Source organism: Edaphobacter aggregans DSM 19364, assembly GCF_000745965.1.
In the GTDB taxonomy this organism is placed as follows: domain Bacteria; phylum Acidobacteriota; class Terriglobia; order Terriglobales; family Acidobacteriaceae; genus Edaphobacter; species Edaphobacter aggregans.
On the sequence record NZ_JQKI01000027.1, the window covers coordinates 50,350 to 70,457 of the forward strand.

Genomic DNA, 20,108 nt, shown 5'->3' on the forward strand with positions numbered 1-20,108 from the left:
GCCTTGCGGTAGCAGTGTATGGTCGTGGAATGAGGGTTTTGGTACTTCTTTTGTTGCTTGTTGCAGGAGCTGCCGGCACGGCTGTGGCGCAGTCGGGTGGGGGTTCTGCCGCCGAACAGGTAAGGGTTCATCAGCAGAGAGCACATCAGCTTTTGAGTGAGAAGAAGCCCGAGCTTGCGGCGAAGGAGTTCGCCGCGGTGCTGGCTGTCGATCCGAATAATCTGGACGCTCGGGCGAATCTGGGCGTGCTGCTCTTTTTTCAGAGGAAGTATGCGGAGGCGGAACCTCATCTTCGTGCGGCGGTGGTGCAGCAGCCGGATTTGACGAAGATTCAGGCGCTGTTGGGGCTGTGCGAGCGGCGGCTGGGCAAGACGGATGCTGCGCGGGCCGATCTTGAAGCAGTTGTGTCGAAGCTGGATGATGCGAACGTTCGCATGGAGGTTGGGCTCGAGCTGATCGAAATCGATACGGCGTCGGGGGAACTGGCGAAGGCGGCGGGGGTGGTGGAGACGCTGCGGCAGGGAGCGCCTACGGATCCGCGGGTGCTGTATGCGGCGTATCGCATCTATACGGACTTGGCGGGGGAGGCGTTGTTGGGGTTGTCGGTGGCGGCTCCTGAGTCGGGGCAGATGTATCAGGCTATGGCGCATGAGCTGGTGCGGCAGCGGGACATCAACGGCGCGATTACGAACTATCGCAAGGCTGTGGCGGCGAATCCGAATCTGCCGGGGATTCACTATGAGCTGGCTGAGGCGCTGCATGCGTCGCCGGGCCTGAAGCTGCGCGCGGAGGCGGAGAAGGAGTACAGACTGGCGGTTGCGGCGAATCCTTCGGATGAGAAGGCGTTGACGAAGCTGGGCGATCTGTCGGCGGATGCGGGGAACCTCGACGGCGCGGCCAACTACTACAAACAGGCGTTGACGGCGGCTCCGAGCGATGCGGACGCGCTGATGGGGCAGGCGCGGGTGTTTACGGAGAAGGGCGATGCGGCGTCGGCGCTGCCTCTGCTGGAGAAGGTGGTTGCTGCGGACCCGACGAACGTGCAGGCGCATTATCGGTTGAGCGCGGTGTATCGGAAGCTGAATCGGCCGGAGGATGCGAAGCGCGAGCTTGCCGAGTACCAGAAGTACAAGGACATGAAAGAGAAGCTGCGCAAGATCTATAAAGATCTGCGGCTTCAAAACGAAAGCGACGAGCCGGCGAAAGAGGCGAAGCAGGAGTGATGAGTTCGAGCTCTCGAAGCAGGTTTGGCGCCATCGTTCTGCTCGGTTCGCTTTTGGTTGCGAGTGCTGTTGAGGCGCAGCGTCAGGCCCCCGCCAAACCGCGGGGGGCAGCGAGTGCGGCGCAGCGATCGCCGGCGGGAAGGTATCCGCAGCTGGTCGATATCACGTCCTCGACGGGGATTCGCTTTGAGCATCTGGCGAGTCCGGAGCAGAGGTACATTGTGGAGTCGATGGGCGGTGGGGTGGCGCTGATCGACTACGACGGCGATGGGTGGCTCGATATCTATTTTACGAACTCGCCGAGTGTTGCGATGGCGCTTGAGGGCAAGAAGGTGAAGAGTGCGTTGTATCGGAATAACCACGACGGGACGTTTACGGATGTTACGGACAAAGCGGGCGTGGAGTATCCGTGCTGGGCGATGGGCGCGGCGGTAGGGGATTACAACAACGACGGCAGGCCCGATCTGGCGGTGAGCTGCTTTGGCGGCGTAGTGCTGTATCGGAACAACGGCGACGGCACGTTTGCGGATGTGACGAAGCAGAGCGGGCTTGATAAAGACAGTGGTTGGGCGACGGGCGTGACGTTTGGCGACTATGACGGTGATGGGTTTGTAGATCTGTTTGTTCCGCACTATGTGGACTTCGACCTGAAGGACCTGCCGACGTTCGGGTCGAAGAAGACGTGCCAGTATCATGATGTTCCCGTACAGTGCGGGCCGCGCGGGTTGAAGGGTTATCCAGACACGCTGTTTCATAACAACGGCGACGGGACGTTTACCGAGTTGGCGAAGACGGTTGGCGTCGACGATGCGAAGAGGTTCTTCGGGCTGGGGGCGGTCTGGTCGGACTTCGACAACGATGGGAAGATTGATTTGTTTGTTGCGAATGACGGCGAGCCGAACTATCTGTACCGCAACGAGGGTGGCGGACGGTTCAAGGAGATCGGTTATGACGCTGGCGTTGCGGTGAGCGAGGACGGCGTGGAGCAGGCGAACATGGGAGTCGCGCTGGGCGACTTCATGCACACGGGGCGGATGAGCGTTGCGGTGAGCCACTTCAGCGACGAGTACATGACGCTTTATCGCAACGACGGCAACCTGAACTTCACGGACGTCTCGCATGCGGCGGGGATCGCGCGGTCGACGGTGCCATTTGTGGGCTGGGGCGATGCGTTTGTCGATCTGGACAACTCGGGGTGGCTGGACCTGGTGCTGGTGAACGGCCACGTGTATCCGCAGGTGGATAACGCGAAACTGGGAACGGCGTATCGCGAGCCGAAGCTGGTGTTTCAGAATCAGCGCGACGGCACGTTCAAGGACGTGAGTGCGCGGATGGGGCTGGCGGTGACAGCTCCGCAGGTGAGTCGCGGGCTGGCGGTGGGGGATCTCTTCAACAGGGGTCGGCTGGATCTTGTGGTCGAGAACCTGACGGGCTTGCCGATGATCCTTGAGGCCCGGCCCGATCCGGCGCACCACTGGGTGAGCTTTGAACTCGAGGGCTCGACGGGGGACCGGCTTGCGTTGAATGCCCGGGTGTTCGTTAATGCCGGTGGGGCGCGGCAGATGGACGAGGTTCGGAGCGGCGGCAGCTATCTTTCGCAGAGCGACCTGCGGCTGCACTTCGGGCTGGGCGATGCGGCGAAGATCGACAGGGTCGAGGTTCGCTGGCCGGATGGGAGCGCGCAGAGCTTTGAGGGTGTTGCGGCGGACCGGTTCTATCGGCTGAAGCAGGGTGGGACGCTAGCTCCTGCGAGGTACTAATCCCCTCCCCCTAATTTTGCGCAAAGTATTCCATTATTTTGGGTTAGGTTGGTACTTTGTGCTTGTCTCCCGTGTAAAGTATTGAAAATAAACAGCAGTCATCGCAAGCCGTTGATTTTAAAAGAAATATGGCCGGATTCCTCCAGCCCTTTTCCCTTCTTGTCTCTACTTCTATTTTACGGAAGCGGGTGGAATTAATCGGCACTTTGCGGCGGTTTTCTGGGTTGAGGGTAAGGCTATATGTTTGTGCAGTTTGGGGCTCTCCGGCTACCTGGGAACGGCAGTCTGGGGCTTGACAGCGTTTTTGGCTGGATTTCGGCGGTCGATTCCGCTGCGGGCGGTGTTCATTCGCAGAAGATCTGGAGTTCGTCCTGGCTGCGCCGGATGGTTCGGACTACGGTCACCCTCCGGCCGTTGTAGAGCACCACGTGGTCACCTGGTTGCAGCAGTTCGAGCCCTGGCGACGGTCTTGGCACGAGGTATTCGCCACTTGTGGCGTCCCGAAACAACACTACGGGGACGAGGAGCATAGGGACCTCCCATCGCTGTCGTTTTTGTTGCTAGACCGGGGAGGGCGCTGGAGTGCGCCAAGTGCCGCTGCTCATAAAGACGTGATCGTGGTTGGGATGGGATGTCTTGTGGGTGCAAAACCTTGCAGGGAATTTTTGCGGCGGTGGGGGTCCGGTCAGGAGAACCCCAATCATGTCGCGTTGCGGAGGCGACGGAGGATGTTAGGTTGTGCGAGACCGCTTCTTTGAGGTTGGCAGGGTGCGGGCAGGGGCGGTGGATTCGCGGATGATGAGCTCGGGGGAGACCTGGACGAGGTCGGGGATGGGGTCGCCGGCGAGTTTTTGGAGGAGGAGTTCGGCGGCGGCGGTGCCCATCTGCTGCAGGGGCTGGCGGATGGTGGTGAGGGAGGGGACCTGGTAGGCGGCGGACTGGATGTCGTCGAAGCCGAGGACGGAGACGTCTTCGGGGACGCGGAGGCCGGTCTCGTGGAGGGCGCGGATGGTTCCCATGGCGGAGACGTCGTTGAAGCAGAGGACGGCGGTGAAGGGGCGTCCGCTCTGGATGAGGGAGCGGATGCCGGGGTAGCTGATCTCGGGGGAGTGGGAGTCCTTGGAGAGGTAGATCATGAGCTCGTTGTGGATCTCGACGCCGAGCTCTTTGGCGGCACGAAGGGTGGCGTTCCAGCGAGTGTCGGAGTCGGAGCTGAAGGGCTGGCCGTGCATGAAGGCGATCTTGTGGTGGCCGAGATCGCGGAGGTGCGAGAGGGAGAGGTGCGCGGCGCGCTCTTCGTCGAGGAGGACGTTGGTGACGCCGGGAAGGGTGGTGTGGCCGGCAACGGTGACGGTAGGGAGCGGCGGTGGAGCTTCGAGGTGGGTGTCGATGGCGAGGATGCCGTCGACGCCGCGGGAGCGGAGGAGGTTGGGATAGGCCTCGATGAGGTCTTTGCGGTGGCGGTGGTGGACGGTGAAGTAGAAGTAGTCCATGCGCATGAGGAGGTCGCCGACTCCGGAGAGGACCTGGGAGTGGTAGCCTTCGCCGAGCTCGGGGAGGAGGATGCCGATGGTCTGCATGCGCTTGCCCTGCAGCGTGCGTGCGATCATGCTGGGCTGGTAGTTGAACTTTTCGGCGGCGGCTTTGACGCGGGCGCGGGTGGCTTCGGGGATGGAGCGGCCGGGGGTGTTGTTGAGGACGAAGGAGACGGTGGAGGGGCTGAGATGGAGGTACTCGGCCAGCATCTTGAGGCTGACGTGTCGAGGGCGGGATGGGGGTGAAGGTGGCTTTTGCATGAGAAAGCGCCCTTTAAGCGGTGAAGACGTGGTGTGTGTTCTTAACAGTAGCAGCAACAGTGGCAGCAGGATGGCGGATGGGTGACCGATGAGGGACTTCTTCATAGACAGAGAGACAAACGTTTTTCTACACTTGTTCGGCTGGAGGGACGCGGGAATCTCGTTGCCAGTGATGGGATAGCACGGAGTTGGAGCAACTTCTTCGAGGGCGTTCTCTTGGTTTTCGAAGAGGAGACGGGTGTGTCCGATCTCTGGATGGGAACGGACTCGAATGCCGCGACGTTTGAGGGTGGCTGCGAAGTAGGGCATTTTTTCTGAATGGGGTTGGAATGAGGGTTCGTCGTCTGCTAGGAGTGGTTGGGATTGCGCTGAGTCTGGCTTCGCTTCCGATGTATGGGCAGTTTGCGCATACGCAGGGTGGAGAGATTGTGGACGCAGGTGGCAAGCCGGTGCTGCTGCGGGGGACAAGTCTGGGGAACTGGATGGTGACGGAGGGCTACATGTGGCTCTTCGAGGGAGGGCCGCAGTCGGAGCGCGAGATTGAGGCGCTGGTGACGGAGCTGATCGGGCCGGACAGGGCGGAGGAGTTCTGGAAGCAGTATCGCGAGAACTACGTGACGAAGGCGGATATTCATCTGCTGCACGAGGCGGGGTTCAACTCGGTGCGCGTGCCGCTGCACTACAGGTTTTTCGAGGCGGAGAACAGCGAGGGGTTCAAGCTGCTGGACCGCGTGGTGGAGTGGTCGCGGCAGGAGGGGCTGTATGTGATTTTGGACATGCACGCCGCTCCGGGTGGGCAGACGGGAACGAACATCGATGACAGCTATGGGTATCCGTGGCTGTACGACAGCCCGAAGGAGCAGGCGCATCTGGTGGCGGTGTGGCAGCGGATTGCGAAGCATTATGCGAACAACAGGACGGTGATGGGGTATGACCTGCTGAATGAACCGATCCCGCACTATCCCGCGCTGCGGCCGCTGAACGGGGAGCTGGAGCCGCTTTATAAGAAGCTGACTGCGGCTGTGCGCGAGGTGGATCGGAATCACATCCTGTTTCTGGGCGGGGCTCAGTGGGACACGAACTTTGGAGTGTTCGGGCCGCCGTTCGATAAGGATACGGCGTACTCGCTGCACAAGTACTGGATGAAGGTGGAGCAGCCGGCTGTGCAGAGCTACGTGGATTTTCGCCAGAAGTACGGCGTTCCGCTGTGGCTGGGAGAGTCGGGCGAGAACACGGATGAGTGGATTACGCAGTTTCGAGAGCTGCTGGAGAAGAACGACATTGGGTGGGCGTTCTGGCCGTACAAGAAGATGGGGAAGAGCTCGGCGGTGGTGACGGTGGAGCCACCGGAGGGGTGGGACAGGATTGTGGCGTTTGCGAAGCTGCCGCGCGCGGTTGGTGCGACGGAGGCTCGGCTGAAGGAGCGGCCGGAGCAGGCGCTGATCGATAAGGCGTTTGCAGGATTGCTGGAGAACATTAAGCTCGAGCGCTGCCGCGTGAATGAGGGGTATCTGAAGGCGCTTGGACTGAAGACGGTGTCGGTGACGAAGTGATCTTGGGGAGAGTGAGATGAGTTGGAAGAGGACGGGTGTGATGTTGGCTGTGGCGGCGATGATGATGCCGATGGTGCTGCGCGCGCAGGAGGCGTCGCTGTGGCTGACGACTCCGGATCGATCGTCGCTGCTGAAGCTGCAGTCGCCGGCGATTGCGTTTGGTGGCGAGGCGGCGAGCGGCATGGTGATCGATGTCGACGACACGAAGAGGTTCCAGACGATGGACGGCTTCGGGTTTGCGCTGACGGGTGGGAGCGCGCAGTTGATTGCGAAGATGGACGCGGATAAGCGCGCGGCTCTGCTGAAGGAGCTGTTTACAACGGAGGGCGATGGAATTGGCGTGAGCTACTTGCGGGTCAGCGTGGGGGCTTCGGACATGAATGATCACGTCTACTCGTACGACGACCTGCCGAAGGGCGAGACGGACGTGAAGATGGAGAAGTTCTCGCTGGAGCCGGACAAGGCGGATGTGATTCCGGTGCTGAAGGAGATTCTGGCTATCAATCCGAAGATCAAGATTCTGGCTTCGCCGTGGTCGGCTCCGCTGTGGATGAAGACGACGGGTGTGGCGAGGGGCGGCGTGCTGAAGCCGGAGTACTTTGATGCGTATGCGCTGTACTGGGTGAAGTACATCGAGGGGATGAAGGCTGAGGGGATCACGATCGACGCGCTGACGGTTGAGAACGAGCCGCTGAATGAGAAGAACACGCCGAGCATGTTGATGCTGGAGTCGGAGCAGGCGGACTTTATTGCGAACCACCTGGGACCGGCGTTTAAGAAGGCGGGGATCAGGACGAAGATTGTGCTGTATGACCACAACCTGGATCATCCGGCGTATCCGCTGGCGATTTTGAAAGACAAGAAGGCGAACAAGTATGTGGATGGGACAGGGTTCCACCTGTACGGCGGCACGGTGGAGGCGTTCGATCAGGTGCATGATGCGTTTCCGAAGAAGAATCTCTACTTCACGGAGCAGTCGGTGACGGAGCGGCCTGGGGGCGATGGAGGGATGAATGTTGCCAAACCGGTGGCGAGGATTGTGATTGGCGCGACGCGGCACTGGAGCAGGAATGTGCTGCTTTGGAATCTTGCGGCGGACCCACAGGCTGGTCCGCACACGAACGAGGGCGGATGCACGGGGTGTTATGGCGCGTTGACGATCGATGGGAATAACGTGACGCGGCTGGTGGCGTACTACGTGATTGCGCACGTGTCGAAGTTTGTTCCGGATGGCTCGGTGCGAATTGGGTCAGAACCTTCGGAGGCGCTGCCGAATGTGGCGTTCCGGACGCCGCAGGGAAAGACGTTGCTGCTGGTTGCGAATACGGGCACGTCGTCGGCGGAGTTCAGCGTGCGGTTTCATGGGAAGACGTTGAAGACGTCGCTGGGCGCGGGCGCAGTCGGGACCTATGTCTGGTAGGGATGGCGAAGAGAGGATGAGGACGGCATGAGCTTGAAGGGATGGTTGTGTGTGATGGCTGGTGCGGCGATGGTTGCCGCGCCAGTTTCGTTGTTGGCGGAGTCTGCTTCGTACTATCGGCTGCGGATGGAGGATAAGAAGGCTGTCTACCTGGTGCGCAATGAGGGTGGGCTGTACGGCGACGGTGTGGGCGATGACACGGATGCGATTCAGCAGGCGATCAACAAGGTGCAGGAGACGACGGGGCAGGGGATCGTGTTCGTGCCGGAGGGGCGTTATCGGATCTTGAAGACGGTGTTTCTGTGGCCGGGGGTTCGGCTGATTGGGTGGGGAGCGCATCGTCCGGCGTTTGTGCTGGGCAAGAATACGCCGGGTTATCAGCAGGGGATGGGTTACATGCTGATGTTTACGGGGAATCGTCCGCGAGACAATGCCGCGCCGGTGCGGCAGGGGAGGCCGCAGCGGCCGGTGGAGGGAGTGGTGCCGCTGAATCCGGCGATTGCGGATGCGAATCCAGGGACGTTTTATTCGGCAGTGAGCAATATTGATTTTGATATTGAAGAGGGGAATCCTGCGGCGGTGGGGATTCGGTTTCATGCGGCGCAGCACTGCTACTTGGCGCACATGGACTTTAATATCGGGTCGGGGCTGGCGGGGATTCATGATGCCGGCAACGAGGCGGAGGATTTGCATTTTTACGGCGGGCAGTACGGCATTATGACACGGAAGCCTTCGCCGGGGTGGCAGTTTACGCTGCTGGATGCGACGTTCGAGGGGCAGAGGGAGGCGGCGATCAAGGAGCATGAGGCGGGACTGACCCTGATTCGCGCGCAGATCAGCAAGACGCCTACGGCGATCTCAATCGATCCGAAGTATGCGGAGGAGTTGTGGGTGAAGGACGCGCGGTTTGAGGATATCTCCGGGCCTGCGGTGATTGTGAGTAACGAGAATGGATTGCGCACGGAGATCAATCTTGAGGGAGTCGTGTGCCGGCACGTGCCGGTGTTTGTGGGGTTTCGTGAGAGCGGGAGGAAGGTGGAGGGGCGCGGTGAGATGTATCGCGTGAATGCGCTGACGCATGGGCTGACGTTTGCCTCGGGTGCTACGCAGGGCGAGGTGAAGACGAGCTACGATGCGACGGCGCTGAGTGCGATGCCGCCGGCGGTGGCTTCGGATATTCCGGCTTTGCCGGCCCAGGAGACGTGGGTGAATCTGCAGGAGCTGGGCGCGAAGGGCGATGGGACGACGGATGACACGGCTGCGATCAGGCGGGCGATTGCGGGGCATCGTGCGATCTATGTCCCGAGTGGCCGATATATTGTGACCGATACGATTACATTAAGGCCGGATACGGTGCTGATCGGACTGAATCCGACGACGACGCAGTTCGATATTCCGGACACGACGGCGGCGTTTCAGGGGCCCGGGTCGCCGAAGGCGCTTCTGGAGACTCCGAAGGGCGGCACGAATATTGTGACGGGGATTGGTTTGTATACGGACGGCATCAACAGCAGGGCTGTGGGTGCGAAGTGGATGGCGGGGAAAGACTCGCTGATGGACGATGTACGGTTTCTGGGCGGGCATGGAACGACGCTGCCGGGGGTGTCGTTCGCGACGATCTACAACAACACGCATACGGCGGATACGGATTTGAATCGCAGGTGGGATGGGCAGTATCCGAGCCTTTGGGTGACGGATGGCGGCGGAGGGACGTTCGCGAATATCTGGACGCCGAGCACGTTTGCGCAGGCGGGGATGTTGATCTCGAACACGACGACGCCGGGGCGTGTGTATGAGCTTTCGAGTGAACATCATGTTCGCAACGAGGTGATGCTGGATCATGCGGCGAACTGGCAGATCTACGCGTTGCAGACTGAGGAGGAGCGCGGCGAGGGGCCGTTCTGTCTGCCGCTTTGGATTGAGCACTCGGAGAACGTCACGGTCGCGAACTATCACGGGTATCGTGTGGTGAGCAGCTATCAGCCGTTTCTGAATGCGATTCATGTGGCGGACTCGAAGGGGATTCGTTTTCGCAATGTGCATGTGTATGGGGATAACAAGGTGTCGTTTGATAATTCGCTCGTGATCGATGGGGCTTCGCCGCTGATGATTCGGAATCGGGAGTTTGCTGCGCTGAGCGTGGATGCTTCGGTTGTGGGTGAGAGGCCCGCGGGGCAGCGATCGACGGTGCTGGCGGATGGGGCGAAGGTGGAGCGGCTGACGGGCGGGTTCTATAACGTGTCGGGTGCGGCGGTGGATGGTGCGGGGCAGTTGTATTTTGTTGATGCGCACTGGCAGAGGATCTATCGGTGGCTGCCGGAGGAGCGCAGGGCGGAGATTGTGAGGGACAGCCCGTTGGATCCAGTGCAGCTGGCGTTCGACAAGGCGGGGGACCTGATGGTGGTGTCGTATGCGGGGAAGGGGACGGTGTACTGGTTCAGGCCGGATGCGCGGGATCTGGATGTGACGTTGATTGCGGCGCAGAAGACGGCGGCGCGGCCTGGGATGACGGCGGTGTTGCCCGTGAACTACTGGCGGAATGAGAACGATTTTGTGAAGGCCGTGCCGACGCAGAAGTTGTATCAGTTTGTTTCGCCGGATGGGAGTACGTATATTCCGGCGGGCGAGGACTTTGTGACTGGGGCGCTGTACTACGGGACGAAGATGGCGGATGTGTTGCGTGCATTCAGCCTGGGCAGGGCGGTTGAGGGCAGGCCGTTTTATGTGAGCGATGAGAGCGAGCAGAAGACTTATTCCGCGAACGTGGGGCCGGATGGGACGCTGACGGACGTGAAGCTGTTTGCGGAGTGCGGAGGCGAGAATGTTGCGCAGGATGCGGAGGGGAACGTATACATCGCTGCGGGCCAGGTGTATGTGTACAGCTCGGCGGGCAAGTTGATCGACAGGATCGATGTGCCGGAGCGGCCGATTGATCTGGTGTTTGGCGGCAAGGATGGGAAGACGCTGTACATTCTTGCGAGGACGTCGCTGTATAGCGTGGAGACGCGGGCTAAGGGGCTGTAGCGCGGTTTAGCGCGGGGAGAGTTTGACGAGGACGAGGGCGTTGGGCTCGAGCGTGAGGGTGAGCTGGCCGTTGTTGAGGTGTGTTTCTTCAGGTGGGGGCAGGGCTGTCTCGCGGTTGAGTTGCTCGACCTGTGCGGGCGTGGGGTAGGTGGGCTTACCCATGGCGGCGTATTTGGGGAGGACGTTGCCGTGCTCGTTGTCCACGCGCTGGATGGTGGCGCGTGCGGCAGGGGGCGCGTTGCGGATGGCGAGTGTGATGTTCTCGGAGTGGGCTTGGCTGAGGGAGGCGGGTGCGGGATCGACGAGGTTCCATGTGGCGATGACGAGTGAGCCGTCCGCGCTCTTCGTGACGAGGATGTTGGGTGAAGCGTTGGCGATTCGTTTGTCGCCAAGCTGGTGGAGGAGCGCGAAGCCGTAGTAGCTGGGCTTGTTGATGCCGAACTCGGCGCGCGGGCCGAACTGGCCGATGAAGGGGCGCGGGCCGGGGCCGCCTTCTTCGAAGACGTCGGAGAAGGTCCAGAAGGACATCATGTCAACGAGGCCGCCGTCGCACTGGCGGATGGTGTTGGCGAGCGAGGGCCCGACGTAGGTGGTGTCGCGGGATTCGTCGTGGCCGGGGACGTTCCACTCCGTCCAGAAGAGCGGCATGTTGGGCTTGCCGGCGGCTTTCATCTGGTTGCGGACTTTGGTGATGGCCCGGCAGACGCGCTGTTCCATGGAGAGGTCGGCGGGGACGTTGTCGCTGGGCGAGAACATGTTTTCGACGGTGTCGTCGGCGTAGCCGTGGCTGGAGACGAAATCGACGGGGACGTTGTTGTCGGTGGTGTGCTTGAGGAAGGCGTCGACCCACTGCGCGGCTGCGGTGGCGGGGCCGCCGACGCGGAGTCGGGGGCTGACGGATTTGAGGGCGCGGGCGGTGTGGTCGTAGAGCTCGAAGTAGCTGCGCTGGCGCGGGATGCCTCCCCAGAAGTCGATGTTGGGCTCGTTCCAGACCTCGAAGTACCACTGCGAGACCTCGTCGATGCCGTAACGCTCGACGAGGTTGCGGGCAAGCGCGGTGATGAGGCCGTCCCATTTCTCGTAGGACTTAGGCGGTGAGACGTTGGGTTTGTACCAGAAGGGATGGAGAGCGTCGGGGTTGAAGGCGAGCTTTTTGGGCATGAAGCTGATCTCGACGACGGGGCGGACTCCGTTGGCGAGGAGGCCGTCGTAGATCTGGTCGACATAGGCGAAGTTGTAGACGGGGTTGCCGTGCTCGTCCTCGTTGTAGACGCCGACCTCGTCGTGGAGGATGGCGTGGAAGCGGACGTAGCGGAAGTCGGTGACCTGCTTTACGGCGCGGAGGTCGTTGCGGTAGCTCTCGCGCAGGGAGAGGATGGCGCGTCCGGAGCCGAACATCTGTTCCCAGAAGTGCGGGAAGGCAGTGGTGGGGGCGCTGGCGTCGATCTCGATGCGCTGCTGCGCGCGCGATGGAGCGATGACGAAGGCAAGGAGAAGAACGAGGACAGAGCAGAGTCGAAGCGATGGGAGGCGCATTGCGATTCCTGTTGGGAATGCGAAGAAAGGAGCGCTACCTGCTGCGCTCCCTTCGCTGGTGAGACGTTTTGCGCTAGAAGCTGAAGCGTGCCTGGAACTCGATGACGCGGGCACCCAGGGCACCGCTGGATTGGCTGAAGAGCGGGTTGCTGGTTACGCCGTTGGTGCTGATCTGGGTGTTGGCGTCGCCGGTGTTGAAGGGGGTGAGGTTGGTCTTGTTAAAGATGTTGAAGAACATGGCGCGAATGGTGAGGCCGGCGCTTTCGCCAAAGATGCGAGTGCTGGGAATGCCGAAGGTCTTCTGGACATCCATGTCGGTATCGAGATAGCGGGGGCCGCGGAGGCTGTTGCGGCCTACACCTGGAGGCGGCGGGGCTCCTGTGGCCGGGTAAAATGGGACGGTGTAGTAGCTGAGAGCGCCGTTGGGGAACTGGCCGTTGTCACGCTTGAAGGTATCGTTGTCGGTGTCGCCTGTGCCGCTGGCGATCTTGGCGCCTGGGCGCAGGTTGCGGTATCCGCTGCCGGTGTAGACGACGTTGCCGCCGGTGTTGCCATAGATCGGCGTCCAGGGGAAGCCGGTGTGGTATTGCAGGATGCCGCTGAACTGCAGGCCGCCGAAGAGGAACCGCATGAGGTTGTTATTGTGGAAGAGATTCAGCGTGTAGGTGCCGAAGAGTTTGATGTTATGGGTGATGTCGTAGTCGGCGGGGCCGTAGGCGAAGCGGTTGTCGTAGGGGTATTGATCGATGTAGTAGTCCTGCGATCCGCTGTCCATGACCTTGCCGTAGCGGTATTGGCCAGTGAGGGTGAAGTTTCGACTGAGGGTGTGCCGGGCCTCCGCGAGAAAGGCGTGCGAACTGGCGCTGACGTCGTTGGAGTAGTAGCTGAAGGAGTTGATGGCTGGATTGAGATTGGGATAGTAGATCCAGTTGAGGTTGTTCTGGCGCGTGTAGTGGCGCGAGAGGCTGCCCTGGTAGCCGAGGGAGAGGACCCAGCGTGGAGTGAGAGCGTATTCGGCGCCGAGGGACATCTTGTAGGTGAGCGGTGTGGGCAGGTCGCTCTGGATGACCTGGACGCCGATCTGGGCTCCTCCTGTGGGCAGGCCGTTGGGACCGAAGGTGACCTGTGCGGCGGGGTTGGGGGGATAGCCATTGATGTTGGTGGGACTTGAGGAGGCGGCGTAGAGGACACCGGGGCAATTCGTCTGCGCGATGGTGGTGCAGGTTGCGCTGAGGTTGGTGACGAGCGGAGGATTGGCGCGTCCGTTGAGGGTGATGGCCTCCTGCATGCGGTTGTAAGCGATGCCGAAGCCTCCGCGGACGACGAACAGATGCGTGGAGGCGGGATTGGGCACGAAAGCAAATCCGACCTGCGGTCCCCAGTTGTTCTTACTGGACTTATAGAGGTCGCCTCCGGTGACGACGTAGGCCCCGGTGAGTGTCTGGGCTCCGGTGCCGAGGATCATGTTGCTGATGTTGCCGTTCTTTTCAGTGATGGGCGTGAAGTACTCCCAGCGCAGGCCGAGGTTGAGGGTGAGATTGGCGTTGACGCGCCAGTCGTCCTGCACGTAGCCGGCGTAGATGTTGGAGCGGATGTACTTGACTGCGGAGGTAGGGGTTCCGGTTAGGGGATCGAAGGATCCGTTCTGCAGATAGGGGGCGTCGTTGGCGAAGTTCCACAGGTTGCGGAAGGTGTAGGCGGGGATGGCGGCGTAGGACTGGATGTCATTATCGAGCTCGCGATAGCCATCGAAGCCGAAACGGATGTTGTGCGAGCCGAAGGTCTTGGTTATGGTGTCGCGGATGTTGTAGGTGGTCTGAGCGAAGTTGCCCGGGCCGGGTGCGCCGAAGTACTGGAAGTTGCTGATGCCTCCCATGTCGTCGATGCGTCCCTGCGGGAGGCCGAAGGGCTCCTGTGGGTTCGAGGTCACTTCGTTGAAGTACCAGCGGACGGCGTTGAAGCGGAACTCATTCAACAGCGACGGAGTGAAGATGTGGTTCCAGAGTGCGGCGTGCGAGTAGGCGAGGCGGTTGGAGTTCCAGAGATTGGCGGTGCGGTTGGGGCCGTTGACGAAGGTGCTGGTGGTGGGGACCCAGTAGATGGTGTAGGCGATGAGGTCTCGCGGATTGAGCTGCCAGTCCAGGCGGCCGTTGAACTGCTGGTTGGTGTTGTTGCTGGGATTGACGACGTTGACGCGGAAGACGTCGGGAACGCCGTCGAAGCCGCCGCCGATGCCTGGCTGTCCGTTGCTGATGTAGGTCGGATCGGCTGTGCCGAGTGGCGTTGGAAGCGGCGATCCGAGGTCGAGCGCGGTGCCTCCGCTGTAGGGGACGGTGCGGCAATAAGCAGGGCTGAGACTTACAAAGGCGCAGTTCGAATTGGCGTCGATCGAGGCGTAGTTGACGCTCTCTCCGGGATATCCGGCGATGGCGCCGGAGACGCCATTCTTGGTTTGCGCGACCAGCTGATCGTAGGCGGGTGTCTCATACCAGTTCGTTGCCTGAGTGCGGCCGCTGTTGCGCAGCTCTTCATAGGAGAAGAAGAAGAAGATGTGATCCTTCCAGACGGGGCCGCCGATGCTGCCTCCGATCTGGTTGAACCGGTTGTTGTCGCGTTGAAGAGATCCTGTGTTGTCGACGTTGGATCTTGATCCGGGGCCGTTATAGCGCTGGTAGGCGTTGAGGCCGGGGCGATGGAATTTGATGAATGCGCTGCCGTGGAACTGGTTGGTGCCGTTCTTGGAGACGACGAGGACCTGGGCTCCGCTGTTGCGGCCGTAGGTTGCGTCGTAGGGGCTCGTCTGGGTCTGTACCTCTTTGACGGACTCCTCGTTCGGGGTGATGACTGCACCGCCGCCCCAGGCGAGGGAGTTGACCTGGCTGCCGTCGATCTGGAAGGAGTTGCCGGAGGTGCGAACGCCGTTGGCCTGGGTCTGCGCACGATTTTCGACGTTGAAGATACTGCTGGTGGCGCTGCTTCCGCCGATTCCGCCGTTACCGGGGAGGGAGTAGGTTCCGCCACTGCCGGTCTGGGAGCCGTCGCCGAGTGCGCCTGGCGCGAGGCGCAGCAACTGGTAGGGATCGCGATTGGAGGAGGGCAGTGCCTGAAGCTCCTGGCCGGTGATGGTTCCGGAGATGGTTGCGGTGGCGGTGTTGATCTCGGGGGAGGTGTCGGTGACGGTGATGGCCAGGGAGGCGGCTTCCGCGCCGAGGGTGACATTCAATCCCTGCATGGTTTCACCGGAGATGGTGACGACGTCGATGATTCGCTTGGCGAAGCCCGGGGCCTCGACCGTAACGGTGTACTGTGCGGGCGCGAGGCGATTGAAGGTGTAGGTTCCGGCGCTGTCGGTCCTGACCGTCTGGGATTGGTTGGTCTCCTTGCTGACAATCGTTAACGAAGCGTTGGGGATGACGGCTCCGGTGGCATCCGTAACGGTGCCCTGGAGTCCGGCGCGATATTGCGCGCTGGCGAAGGGCGCCGGAAGAAGCGAGCACGCCAGAAGAAGGATGAAGATTAAGGGACGGGGAAGACATCCTGGAGAAGCTGAGAAGGGATAAGTCTGCTTCGTTTTCATCACGGCTCCTGAAAGGGAGCGGCGAACGTTCACGCCGCTACTCCGGGGTTGACTGTCTCGGGTCAGTGCGACGTTCGCTATGGAATGTCTTCTGACTCAGAAGGTTGCCGCAGAGGGCCGTGGAACAGCACGGCTGCCCTGAAGCGGCTCAACTCTCACCAAACCTAAGAGACCGGATCGTGCTCGGAAAATCGACCAGTGTTGTTAGAAGCCTCCGCGCGTTTGAGCTGCACGGACGTAACCGACATGGATTCTTCACATACAGAGATGCAGAAACTGTTCGTCGGGTAAGAGCTCTGCGACGAGAATTTTCGTTGCGGTGTAAGTAACAGAAAACAGGCGTGCTGCGGTAGGCTGGTCGAGAGCATACGACGGCAGGCCGCGCAGGATTCGATTGGACGAGGTGGAAATGAAGGTGGCGAGAGGTTGTGGGGCAGCATTGAGTAAGGTCTGTCGAAAGAGTGACATTCGACGTGGCACCTGGAGCGCAGTGCTGCTGGCCGTTATGGCGTGCGCTGCTGCGCCGTGTGCGAGGCCGCAGCAGGAGGCGGCTGGCATCGATCGCGACCTGATGGAGATCTCCGTCGATGGCTTGCACAAGCTGTATGCGCAACATCGCTACACTGTGACGCAGGTGACGCAGTGGTACCTCGATCGCATTGCGCGGTATGACGGGACGTATCGGGCGCTGCTGTTTGTCGATGGCAAAGGGGCGCTGATGCGTGCCGCTGAGGAGGATGCCGCGCCGGCGTCGGTCAGGCATGGTGTGCTGTGGGGCGTGCCGATCGTCATCAAGGCAAATACAAGCGTGAAGGGGTGGGTGACGAGCGCGGGGTGGAAGGGTTACACGATCGAGGGTAAGCAACTGGTTGCGCCGCGCGATGCGTTTGTGGTGGAGCGGTTGCGCGCGGCAGGGGCGATTCTGCTGGGGCAGACGAACATGCCGGACTTCGCGGCGAGCGACACGAATGTCAGCACGGCGGGAGGGCGCACGGGGGATGCGTATGACGTGCGCTTCTCCCCGGGCGGGTCGTCGGGAGGAACTGCGACTGCGGTGGCTGCGAACTTCGCCGTGCTGGGTACAGGAACGGATACGGCGAACTCGATTCGGCAGCCGGCGGCGAACAACAGCCTGGTCGGAATCCTGCCGACGCGAGGGCTTACGAGCATTGCGGGAATTCATCCGCTGGACTGGCTGCGCGACAACACGGGGCCGCTGGCTCGGGACACGGCGAGCGCGGCGATTGCCCTGGAGGTGATGCAGGGCGAGGATCCGCTGGATGCATGGACGAAGGGATCGGCGGCGAAGGCGGAGAAGACGCCGTATGCGAGGTATCTGAAGAAGGATGCGCTGAAGGGGAAGCGGTTCGCGGTGCCGTGGTTTGTGCTTGAAGGGTCGCCGACGGTCTATCGGGGAGAGCCGGATGCTCCTCCGCTGGCCGGGGGAGTGGTGCCGGAGACGCGCGCTGCGTTCATGAAGGCGATCGAGCAGATGCGGGCGGCGGGCGCGACGGTCATCATCGACAAGGAGATTCTGCCGGAGAGCTTTTTCATTGCGGTGCGGCGGATGAATACGCAGCCTTATCGGCGTGAGGGTGTTGATCTCTTTCTGCGCGACTTTGGTCCGGCGGAGTATCACTCGGTGGCGGAGTACGAGGCTGCGACGGGAGAGGCGTTTCCTGCATTTATGGTTGGCGGCGTTCGGCCGGGCAAGGACAGCGGGGGCGCAATGGTGCAGCGAGAGATCGAGACGGATCCTGATCGCGAGAAGAACTTTTACGGGCCGCAGAGAGAGGCGCTGGCGATCTATGAGGCGACACGGAAGAAGTGGAAGCTGGATGGCTTCGTCTATCCTGCGCTGCAGATTCCAACATATGACGAGACGCTGCCGGGCGCTTCGAAGGCTGGTCCGTACAGCGAGACCGGCTGGGTGAACCGCATCGGGGTGCCTGCGGTCTCGGTTCCTGGGGACTTCTATGCGAACGGGCTTCCGTTTGGGCTCGAGATTTCCGGCGTCCGCTGGCATGACGGCGACTTATTGGGCTACGCCTATGCGTATGAGCAGGCGACGCACAACCGGCGCCTGCCGAAGCTGGTGGAAGGGGAGAAGTAAGGGATGTTTTTATAGGCTGCGATGGATTTCAATCAGCGAAATAATATTTTGACGCTGGAGCGAAGCGGCGCATACACTCAGGCGAATTCATTTTTTCGGTGCCGATGGCAGCGAGTGCGGCGCAGTTATGCGTCTGCTGAGTGTGGCCATCACGCCTGTGAGGTTAATCGCTGTGGAAGAGAACTCGGTTGCATTGAAGCTGGAATCGGCACAGATGACGCGTCGCCAGTGGTTGGGGCAGGTAACGCTGCCGGCGGTTGGGGCTGCGTTGGGCGCGGGGATTCTGGGCGAGAAGACGATGTTTGCGGCGCCCAAGGCGGCTGCAGTGAACGATCTTGGGGCGCGCGTGTACAACGTCCGGGCGTTTGGGGCGAAGGGCGATGGTGTTGCGCTCGATACTGCGGCGCTGCAGGCGGCGATTGATGCGTGCACGAAGGATGGCGGCGGTACGGTGCTGGTTCCGGCGGGAACCTTTGTTGTTGGCACGGTCGAGTTGAAGAGCAACGTTACGCTGCGTATCGCCGCAGGGGCGAAGGTGCTGGGCAGTTCTGACGGTAAGCAGTATCACGCGGTGGATGCTATTCCGCTGCACGGCGACTCGACGCTGGAGGACGGCAACTGGGCGCTGTTCTTTGCGGTGAATGCGAAGAATGTCACGGTGGAAGGGCCGGGCACGATCGACGGGCAGGGAGGCCAGTTTCATTCTGTGGTGCGCGGGACACCGCCGCCGAGCGGCATCGGTGGGAATAAGCGTCCTTACCAGATACTGGTGTATCGCTGCGAGGACTTTGTCGTGCGCGATCTGTCGTTATTGGATTGTGCGTATCACAGCATTCGCGTGATTCAGAGCAAGCGCGTTCACATGGATGGGCTTTACATTCACGACCGCGTGAACAGCAACAACGATGGGTTTCACTTCATCAGCGCGGAGTATGTGACGGTGACGAACTGCACGGTGCTCTCGCAGGACGATGCCTGTGCGCTGTTTGGAAGCTGCAGGTTCGTGACGGTGACGAACTGTGTGTTCAGCACACGCTGGTCGGTGTTTCGGTTTGGGGGCGGGGTTGCGGAGAACATTACCGTCTCCAACTGCATTCTCTATGAGGTGTATGGATGCCCGATCAAGTTTCATGGGAGACCGGGGACGCGTTACGAGAACATGTCGTTTTCGAACCTGGTGCTGAAGGATGTTACCGGACCGATCCACATCAGCATGGGACCTTCGGCGAAGCGGGTTCCCGGTGTTTCGGGCACGCAGACGCAGGCCAATCCGGAGCCGGAGCCCGCGGACCCGTCGAACCCTGCGATCGTTCGCAATATTTCGTTCAGCAATATCCATGGCACGGTGACGACCGATCCGCCGCAGCTTCGCGACGCGACCTTCACGAGCAACTACAACATGGGCGAGCGGCGGTCGTGCATTGCGCTGAGTGCTGTTGGAGGATCGATCATCGAGAATGTCTCGTTTGATAACGTCCACCTGACGTTTGGAGGTGGCGGGACAGCGGAGGATGCGGCACGGCGCAGTTTGCCGCAGATCGCGGGCGAGTACTTCATGCTGGGGCCGATGCCAGCGTATGGTTTGTATGCGCGCAACTCGCGGGGCATCACTCTGAATAACGTACGCTTTCAGGTGGCGACGCCGGACCTGCGTCCTGCGCTGATCTTCGATCATGTTGAGGATGCTGCGATCAGTGCGCTGAGCGTGCAGGGGAACGCTTCGGCGGAGTCTGTGATGCGCTTCACCGCTGCGCGCGATGTGCTGTTTACCGGCACTCGCGTGCTTACTCCGTCACCGGCGTTTCTGCAGCTTGAGGGAGCTGAGAATGAGTGTATTACGATCGATGGCGGCGATCTGTCGAGGTCGTCGGCGGTGCTTGCGTTCAAGGACGGCGCGGTTGCGAGCTCGGTGAAGCTGCGGCAATAGCGTCAGTCAGTCCTGGCTTGTGGCCGTCGTCGCTGTTGCAGGCGGTCAACTGCCGGGCTACGAGGTGTCCTGAAGCGTCGCGCGCTTGGCCAGCCATAGGTTTCTGCGTGCCTCGTTGTTCTCCATCCAGGCGAATTAGCCTGAGTGTGGAGTCACTACGAGATGGAGGCGAATGGCGC

At 61.1% G+C, this 20,108-nt stretch carries 10 protein-coding genes; 7 read left to right on the forward strand and 3 right to left on the reverse strand.

Annotation, left to right across the window (positions count from 1 at the left end):
* The first annotated feature begins 29 nt into the window (after window positions 1-29).
* Both Q363_RS13495 and Q363_RS13500 read left to right on the forward strand, forming a co-directional pair.
* On the forward strand, window positions 30-1,223 hold the full coding sequence (locus Q363_RS13495) for a tetratricopeptide repeat protein (RefSeq protein ID WP_084080336.1): 1,194 nt from the start codon (window positions 30-32) through the stop codon (window positions 1,221-1,223).
* A complete protein-coding gene (locus Q363_RS13500; protein ID WP_084080337.1) occupies window positions 1,223-2,983 on the forward strand; it encodes a CRTAC1 family protein in 1,761 nt (586 codons plus the stop codon). Before Q363_RS13495 ends, Q363_RS13500 begins: the two co-directional genes overlap by 1 nt.
* Before the next feature lie 731 nt (window positions 2,984-3,714).
* Here the strand turns inward: Q363_RS13500 and Q363_RS13510 are convergent.
* Window positions 3,715-5,088 (reverse strand): LacI family DNA-binding transcriptional regulator, encoded by a 1,374-nt coding sequence (locus tag Q363_RS13510; RefSeq protein WP_245632203.1) that lies wholly within the window; start codon window positions 5,086-5,088, stop codon window positions 3,715-3,717.
* 20 nt (window positions 5,089-5,108) lie between these two features.
* Between Q363_RS13510 and Q363_RS13515 the strand changes: the two genes are divergently transcribed.
* From Q363_RS13515 to Q363_RS13525, 3 genes are read left to right on the forward strand one after another with little or no spacing between them, the layout of a single operon-like run.
* On the forward strand, window positions 5,109-6,332 hold the full coding sequence (locus Q363_RS13515; protein WP_035350940.1) for a glycoside hydrolase family 5 protein: 1,224 nt from the start codon (window positions 5,109-5,111) through the stop codon (window positions 6,330-6,332).
* Between the two features lie 16 nt (window positions 6,333-6,348).
* On the forward strand, window positions 6,349-7,752 hold the full coding sequence (locus Q363_RS13520; RefSeq protein WP_035350943.1) for a glycoside hydrolase family 30 protein: 1,404 nt from the start codon (window positions 6,349-6,351) through the stop codon (window positions 7,750-7,752).
* A gap of 27 nt (window positions 7,753-7,779) precedes the next feature.
* On the forward strand, window positions 7,780-10,776 hold the full coding sequence (locus Q363_RS13525) for a glycosyl hydrolase family 28-related protein (RefSeq protein WP_245632204.1): 2,997 nt from the start codon (window positions 7,780-7,782) through the stop codon (window positions 10,774-10,776).
* 6 nt (window positions 10,777-10,782) lie between these two features.
* On the opposite strand, the gene Q363_RS13530 is transcribed toward Q363_RS13525, so the two are convergent.
* Both Q363_RS13530 and Q363_RS13535 read right to left on the reverse strand, forming a co-directional pair.
* Window positions 10,783-12,312 (reverse strand): GH39 family glycosyl hydrolase, encoded by a 1,530-nt coding sequence (locus tag Q363_RS13530; RefSeq protein WP_035350946.1) that lies wholly within the window; start codon window positions 12,310-12,312, stop codon window positions 10,783-10,785.
* 73 nt (window positions 12,313-12,385) lie between these two features.
* On the reverse strand, window positions 12,386-15,889 hold the full coding sequence (locus Q363_RS13535; protein ID WP_051978741.1) for a TonB-dependent receptor: 3,504 nt from the start codon (window positions 15,887-15,889) through the stop codon (window positions 12,386-12,388).
* Window positions 15,890-16,379: 490 nt separating this feature from the next.
* On the opposite strand from Q363_RS13535, the gene Q363_RS13545 reads away from it, so the two are divergent.
* Together Q363_RS13545 and Q363_RS13550 are read left to right on the forward strand one after the other, a co-directional pair.
* Window positions 16,380-18,002, forward strand: a complete 1,623-nt coding sequence (locus Q363_RS13545; protein ID WP_245632205.1) for an amidase — start codon at window positions 16,380-16,382, stop codon at window positions 18,000-18,002.
* A 127-nt stretch (window positions 18,003-18,129) separates the two neighbouring features.
* The gene (locus Q363_RS13550; protein ID WP_245632206.1) at window positions 18,130-19,929 is read left to right on the forward strand and encodes a glycoside hydrolase family 28 protein; all 1,800 of its coding nucleotides are present in this window, start codon (window positions 18,130-18,132) and stop codon (window positions 19,927-19,929) included.
* Window positions 19,930-20,108 lie beyond the last annotated feature (179 nt).